We start from the raw sequence: 596 nt of genomic DNA, 5'->3' as shown, positions 1-596 counted from the left end.
CGTCGCGCCCCTGCCGCTGGAATCTGGCGAAGTGGCGGCGCTGCTGGAAGCCGCGCGGATGGACTGGTCGCACATCGAACCGTCGATTTTCGGCACCCGGTTCGAACGCGGGCTGGATCCGGCCAAACGCAGCCAGCTTGGCGCGCACTACACCGACCCGGCCACCATCGCCAAGTTGATCGAACCAGTCGTCATTCGGCCGCTGGCCGCCGAGTGGGAGGCGGCGAAGGCAACGATCGCCGAAGCGATGGCGAAGCATCATGTCGGGGGTAAGGGCTCGCAGTCGGCCTACGCCAGCGCGCAGGCCGCGTTCCTTGGTTACCTCGAACGCCTGAAAGCCTTTCGCGTCCTCGATCCCGCCTGCGGTTCCGGCAACTTCCTCTACCTGGCCTTGCGCGCCTTGAAAGACCTGGAACACCGCGCCAATCTCGAAGCCGAAGCGCTGGGCCTGCACCGCCAGCTTGTCATCGAAACCGGCCCCCAGAACGTGCTGGGCATCGAGGTCAACCCGTATGCGGCGGAACTCGCCCGTGTCACGGTGTGGATCGGCGAGATTCAATGGATGCTCAAGCACGGCTATGAGATTCGCCGCAACC

The 596-nt window shown here is 65.1% G+C and carries 1 protein-coding gene; it reads left to right on the top strand.

The window, feature by feature from the left end:
* On the top strand, positions 1-596 hold a 596-nt coding region (locus tag ACK4TH_RS12970; RefSeq protein ID WP_409627033.1), incomplete at both ends, for a DNA methyltransferase.

The organism is Tepidimonas sp., from assembly GCF_046292505.1.
Lineage (GTDB): Bacteria > Pseudomonadota > Gammaproteobacteria > Burkholderiales > Burkholderiaceae_C > Tepidimonas.
The sequence above is the reverse complement of the archived record's forward strand: the minus strand, read 5'-3'. Positions and strand labels throughout refer to the sequence as shown.